Origin of the sequence: Intrasporangium sp., assembly GCF_030452765.1 — a bacterium.
Classification (GTDB): Bacteria; Actinomycetota; Actinomycetes; order Actinomycetales; family Dermatophilaceae; genus Intrasporangium_A.
Map to the genome: position 1 here is coordinate 1 of NZ_JAKDLO010000279.1, position 4079 is coordinate 4079.

Below are 4079 nucleotides of genomic sequence, written 5' to 3' on the forward strand. Positions count from 1 at the left end.
GACGCCCGAGCACGGCGGAACGCCAGCGGTGACAGCCCCTCCCACCGTCTCGAACCTCAAGATCTGCTCGATCATGTGTTCGATTCTACTCGATCGCGCACACGTTGTGAAGGCATCAAGCAGGCGAATCTCGTTGACATAGGCATGGATTCGACTACATGAGTCATTGTCGGTACGTGCTGCAAGGATGGCGCTCGACCTGTGCCCGCAGGACTCCCCGACCGCGGAGATCCAGGTTCAGCCCAGCCTGGAGGTCCAGCATCCGGTCGCCAGCATGCGCGAGATGGACGGGCTTCGCTACAGTCGCAGCACAACGTCATACCGCTCATCCAGAGGGGCAGAGGGACACGGCCCGATGAAGCCCCGGCAACCCGGCACTCCGAGATCCTCGGAGCCGACAGGTGCCACGTCCGTCCCGCGCCGCGGGAAAGATGAGAAAGGCCTCTGCATGACTCACCTCGCGCCACCCGCGCTCACCCGTCGACTTCATATCGACCTGCTCCGCGTCACCACCTGCGCATGTCGCCCCTGGACTCCTGCATCTGAGCAGTGACCACGACGTACCAAGAACCTCTCACAGACGCGCAGCACGCCCCACTCCACTGAGCTCTCTTGTGAGCCAGCGCGATTCGGTGCGGCTCCGCGCGGAACCCGACGATTCGCCATACCATCGAATGCTTTGGAGGAACAGACCATGACCACCACTCACGAGACCGCTGCACCGACCACCGAGCCACAGCTGATTCGCCCGGAGGTCCGCACCACGCTCGTCACCGGCACGGCCACCCAGGTCCGCGTCGAGGCGAGCTCGCGCTCCTTCACGATCGACGAACCGGAGAGTCTGGGCGGCACCGACAAGGGGGCCAACCCGGTCGAACACCTCCTGGCCGCGCTCGGCGCCTGCCAGGTCATCACCTTCCAGGTGTGGGCGCAGAAGCTCGACATCCAGCTGGACGAGGTCGACATCGCTCTGGCAGGTGAGATCGATCTCCGAGGGTTCTTCGGGCTCGCCGAGGGGGTGCGCCCCGGGTTCGAGTCGATCGACGTGTCGGTCCAGCTCTCCGGCCCCGAGACGCCCGAGCGCTACGACGAGCTCACGCAGGCAGTCGAGGAGCACTGCCCCGTCCTCGACGGGCTTGGCAACACCGTCCCCGTACGCACCACGTACGCAGTCGCCTGAGGCCACCCGGGCAGCAGGCGGTTGGCGCGCCTCGAGAACAGACCCGCATGCCGGTTGCCTCTCGAGCGGTGGTTCGTGACCGCTCGAAGGGCACTTGGTGCCCGCTCGAGAGGGAGCTGTGGAGCGTGCGGAAAGGTGGCCCGATCAGGCGTCGTCGGGCTCGTCGGCGAGGTGCCAGAGGCCGGACTCACGCTCCGCCTCGAGCTCGGCCTGCGTAGCGGCCCGGGCGGCGTATCGGTCCTTCATCGCCTCACGCCTCTCACCTCGCGTGAGCCGGCCCGAGTCCTGCAGGCGCAGGTCGGTGCCCCGTGCCCCGAGCAGCTCGGCACCGGACTGCAGCGTCGGCTCCCAGTCGAAGACGACGGCGTCGTCGGTCGCACCGATGACGACCGTGTCGCTTGGGACGGCGCCGGCCCGGTAGAGCTCGTCCTCGACGCCGAGCCGGGCGAGCCGGTCGGCGAGGTAGCCGACCGCCTCGTCGTTGGCGAAGTCGGTCTGCTGCACCCATCGCGTCGGCCGTTCGCCGACCACCCGGAAGAACTCACCGTCGGGGCCGCGCTCCTTGCGCACCTCGAAGCCGGTGTCGTCGACCGCCTTGGGGCGCAGCACGACTCGCTGCGGCGTCAGCTCAGGCAGCTCGGCGCGAGCCTGCTCTACGAGGCGGGCGAGCGCGAAGGTCAGCTCCTTGAGGCCGGTGTGCGCGACCGCCGAGACGACGAACACCTCGTAGCCCTGCGCCTCTAGGTCGGGCTGGACCAGCTCGGCCAGCTCGCGCGCCTCGGGCACGTCGGCCTTGTTCAGCACGATGACCCGGGTCCGCTCGGTGAGCGGCCGGCCCCCGAGGCCCGCGTCGGGCACGTAGAGGGACAACTCGCGCTCGATGACCTCGAGGTCGGTGAGCGGGTCACGGCCCCGCTCCAGGGTCGCGCAGTCGATGACGTGGGCGAGCACCGAGCACCGCTCCACGTGGCGCAGGAACTCGAGCCCCAGCCCACGCCCCTCGTGGGCGCCCGGGATGAGGCCGGGCACGTCTGCGATCGTGAAGCGGACGGTGCCTGCCGTCACGACGCCGAGGTTCGGCACGAGGGTCGTGAACGGGTAGTCCGCGATCTTCGGCTTCGCCGCAGACAGCACCGACACGAGGGAGGACTTGCCGGCACTCGGGAAGCCGATGAGGGCCACGTCGGCGAGCGTCTTCAGCTCGAGGACGACATCGCGTGCCTCCCCCGGCTCCCCGAGCAGCGCGAACCCGGGGGCCTTGCGGCGCGGCGAGGCCAGTGCCTTGTTGCCGAGGCCGCCACGACCGCCCCGGGCCACCACGTGCTCGGTGCCCAGCCCGACGAGGTCCGCGAGGACCGTCCCGTCCGCATCCTTGACGACGGTGCCCTCCGGGACGGGCAGCACGAGGTCGCCGCCGTCGGCTCCGTTGCGCTCGTCGCCGGCGCCCGGCTTGCCGTTCTCGGCCCGCCGGTGCGGGCTGCGGTGGTAGTCGAGCAGCGTCGTCGACTGCGGGTCGACACGCAGGATCACCGACCCGCCGCGCCCGCCGTTGCCGCCGTCGGGCCCGCCGAGCGGCTTGAACTTCTCGCGGCGCACCGACGCGACGCCGTGGCCACCGTTGCCGGCGGCCACGTGCAGCACGACGCGGTCGACGAAGGTCGTTGCCATGACAGTCACTCTTCCAGATCGAGCCGGGTGGGCGGCATACGAACGAGGCCGGGGTATGCCGCTCAGCGGGCGAGCACGCGCAAGGGCGGGCCCGTGGGCCCGCCCTTCACACACTTCAGGTCAGTGGGTCACTCCGCGGCGACCGAGACGGCAACCTCGTCCGGCTCGATGCTGATCGTCCTGCGGCCGCGCTTCGTGCCGAACTTGACGGCGCCCGCAACGAGCGCGAAGAGCGTGTCGTCGCTGCCCCGACCGACACCGTCTCCGGGGTGGAAGTGCGTGCCGCGCTGCCGCACGATGATCTCGCCGGCGTTGACCTGCTGGCCTCCGTAGCGCTTGACGCCGAGCCGCTGTGCGTTCGAGTCGCGCCCGTTGCGGGACGAGGACGCACCCTTCTTGTGTGCCATGTCAGTTGCTCCTTGGTGAGTCTGTGTGCCGAGGCGCCGCGCGGGCGGTCAGGCGTCGATGCCGGTGATCTTGACCTGGGTCAGCGGCTGGCGATGACCCTGGCGCTTCCGGTAGCCGGTCTTGTTCTTGAACTTCATGATCGTGATCTTGGGGCCCTTGGCCGCTCCCACCACCTCGGCCGTCACGGATGCCTTCGCGAGTGCGTCGGAATCGGAGGTGACCACCCCGCCATCGACGAGGAGCAGCGGCGTGAGCTCGACCGGGTCGCCCGGCTGCCCCGCCATCTTGTCGACGAGCAGCACATCGCCCACCGAGACCTTCTCCTGGCGACCGCCAGCGCGAACAATCGCGTACACAGTGAAACTCACTCTCTGATCAGGAACTGGTATGCCGCTTCTGGCACCGGCCCGTCAACACGGGCCCGGTGGGCACACCGAGGATCAACAGTACCGGCTGCCGGGCAGTGCTCACAAACCAGCCGGCGAGCCCTCTGCAGCGGACTCGGCGGTTGTCACGGGAGCGCCGCCGGTGTCGTCGGCATGGCCGGCGGAGACCACATGCGTGACGTGGCCGGCACCGGGCGGGCCGGCCGGGGCGATGACGCGGCCACGGTGACGCCGGGGCCGCCGCTCGGGCTCCGTGGGCTCGACCGGCCCGACCTGCTCGGCGGGTTCGATGGGCTCGTCCCGCTCGGCAGGTTCTGGAAGCTCGACCGACACGTCCTGCCCGGCGGGCTCGGCCGGTTGGGCGGGCTCGGCCGGTTGGGCAGGCTCGGCCGGTTGGGCAGGCTCGGCCGGTTGGGCGGGCTCGGCCGGTTGGGCAG

The 4079-nt window shown here is 69.9% G+C and carries 6 protein-coding genes and 1 riboswitch; of the genes, 3 read left to right on the forward strand and 3 right to left on the reverse strand.

Annotated features, from left to right (window positions below; translation table 11 throughout):
* Positions 1–322 precede the first annotated feature (322 nt).
* A riboswitch (SAM riboswitch) is annotated at positions 323–438 on the forward strand.
* Positions 439–448: 10 nt separating this feature from the next.
* Both L0H79_RS22355 and L0H79_RS21270 read left to right on the forward strand, forming a co-directional pair.
* Complete coding sequence (locus L0H79_RS22355; protein ID WP_367652510.1) at positions 449–553, forward strand: putative leader peptide; 105 nt, start codon at positions 449–451, stop codon at positions 551–553.
* A gap of 141 nt (positions 554–694) precedes the next feature.
* A complete protein-coding gene (locus L0H79_RS21270) occupies positions 695–1180 on the forward strand; it encodes an OsmC family protein (protein ID WP_301486703.1) in 486 nt (161 codons plus the stop codon).
* A gap of 144 nt (positions 1181–1324) precedes the next feature.
* Here L0H79_RS21270 and obgE read toward each other — a convergent pair whose 3' ends face one another.
* The 3 genes from obgE to rplU all read right to left on the reverse strand — a co-directional run bounded on the left by obgE (position 1325) and on the right by rplU (position 3612).
* Positions 1325–2848 carry a GTPase ObgE gene (gene obgE / locus L0H79_RS21275; RefSeq protein WP_301486704.1) on the reverse strand — a complete coding sequence of 508 codons (1524 nt, stop codon included), beginning with the start codon at positions 2846–2848 and terminating at the stop codon, positions 1325–1327.
* Positions 2849–2976: 128 nt separating this feature from the next.
* Entirely contained in the window at positions 2977–3255 is a 279-nt protein-coding gene (rpmA, locus tag L0H79_RS21280) for a 50S ribosomal protein L27 (RefSeq protein ID WP_301486706.1), read from the reverse strand.
* Positions 3256–3303: 48 nt separating this feature from the next.
* Positions 3304–3612, reverse strand: a complete 309-nt coding sequence (gene rplU / locus L0H79_RS21285) for a 50S ribosomal protein L21 (RefSeq protein WP_301486709.1) — start codon at positions 3610–3612, stop codon at positions 3304–3306.
* A 201-nt stretch (positions 3613–3813) separates the two neighbouring features.
* On the opposite strand from rplU, the gene L0H79_RS21290 reads away from it, so the two are divergent.
* A partial coding sequence (locus L0H79_RS21290) for a hypothetical protein (protein WP_301486708.1) occupies positions 3814–4079 on the forward strand: 266 nt, incomplete at its 3' end.

Coding starts and splice junctions, on each gene's coding strand:
- obgE (WP_301486704.1), bottom strand. CDS start 2,848: ATGGCAACGACCTTCGTCGACCGCGTCGTGCTGCACGTGGCCGCCGGC.
- L0H79_RS21270 (WP_301486703.1), top strand. CDS start 695: ATGACCACCACTCACGAGACCGCTGCACCGACCACCGAGCCACAGCTG.
- L0H79_RS22355 (WP_367652510.1), top strand. CDS start 449: ATGACTCACCTCGCGCCACCCGCGCTCACCCGTCGACTTCATATCGAC.
- rpmA (WP_301486706.1), bottom strand. CDS start 3,255: ATGGCACACAAGAAGGGTGCGTCCTCGTCCCGCAACGGGCGCGACTCG.